The following is a 1175-nucleotide window of genomic DNA, read 5'->3' as shown; positions in this document are numbered from 1 at the left end:
TCAACGTCTTGCTGTCTCTGATCGCGTTGCTCCTGCCATAAATCTTTGAGAGCCATGATAAAAATCTATTGACTACATCGCAGGAACAGCAGCCTGAGCCGTCAAACCGACCGCCTCAGCATACTTCAAGTAAGTATCCACCGAAGCAATCACCACTCGAGCTTCGATCGCCAGCAGTTCAATCCCCACCAAAGACACCCGCACCCAAACATCCACCACAATCCCTTTATCCAAAATCCGGTCCACCACCTCAGCCAGACTAGAGGACGAGTTTACCTTTTCAACGGCCATATCAATTCCTTACAATACTGCTTATCTGTCTATACATTCTCACCAGAACTGACCCGGAAGCCGCACCACATCAGACCAGCATGAAAACAAGTCAATTTATTTTTCCCAAGTTTGGATGGGATCTATCAGCCCACCTCAACAAACACCCCACCGAGACAAATCGGCTAACCCAGCATGCTGGGCTGGTGAGCCATGAAGCGTAACGCATCTGTTACTGGTATTTTCATTCCCAGAAATCGCCTAAGTCATGAATCGCAGGTTGGGTTGAGCCCGCACCCATGCATGAGACTAAACCAACGACTTTAACTGGCGTTCGCGGAGCGTCTCTGATCAGAGAAACCCGAACGCTCTAGCTCTGCGCGGACAAGCCCAAGATCCAAGCACCGCGATCGGATCTTCGCATCAGCTTGGGCCGTTGGGTTTCATTCTTCAACCCAACCTACGATTAACTAGACACGGTATATTCTTTTCCGGAAATCGCCTAAGTGGATATCTTGGCAAAATAGAGCCCTGCCACGGCAAGCATGAAAATAATCAGAGCATTTATATAAAACACACCATCTGCGTCACTCATTTTGGTTAATCCCCTGAATTCTTAAGGAAAAGTATAGGGGGTTACCACCACTTACCTGACCGAATAGATGTAAAAATTGACATCCTGAGTTAAGGGCGATCGCCCGCCGCCTTGCCATTTCCTCCCTTAGCCATCCGATCACCTCCGACATGATATGAGCCAGAGGTTGTAGCCAGGCAGCGATTCTTTTTCCAGCGTCCTAACAGACCCTATTATCGCGACACACCTTAAAAGGTGAATTACAAAGATGCGTTATGGCTGCCGCCTAACACGTCCTATGCCTTACAGTGCAAGGGATTGCGTAGGGTGA

Annotated in this window: 2 protein-coding genes; both read right to left on the bottom strand. The window is 48.6% G+C overall.

From position 1 onward, the window contains the following. Positions 1-72: 72 nt before the first annotated feature. Positions 73-291, bottom strand: coding sequence for a gas vesicle structural protein GvpA (gvpA, locus tag F6J99_RS45190; RefSeq protein ID WP_293124005.1), 219 nt, complete (start codon positions 289-291; stop codon positions 73-75). A 566-nt stretch (positions 292-857) separates the two neighbouring features. Further along, entirely contained in the window at positions 858-1007 is a 150-nt protein-coding gene (locus F6J99_RS45185) for a hypothetical protein (RefSeq protein WP_293124003.1), read from the bottom strand. Positions 1008-1175 lie beyond the last annotated feature (168 nt).

It is taken from the genome of Moorena sp. SIO4G3 (assembly GCF_010692305.1).
Lineage (GTDB): Bacteria > Cyanobacteriota > Cyanobacteriia > Cyanobacteriales > Coleofasciculaceae > Moorena > Moorena producens_A.
The sequence above is the reverse complement of the archived record's forward strand: the minus strand, read 5'-3'. Positions and strand labels throughout refer to the sequence as shown.

Coding starts and splice junctions, on each gene's coding strand:
- gvpA (WP_293124005.1), bottom strand. CDS start 291: ATGGCCGTTGAAAAGGTAAACTCGTCCTCTAGTCTGGCTGAGGTGGTG.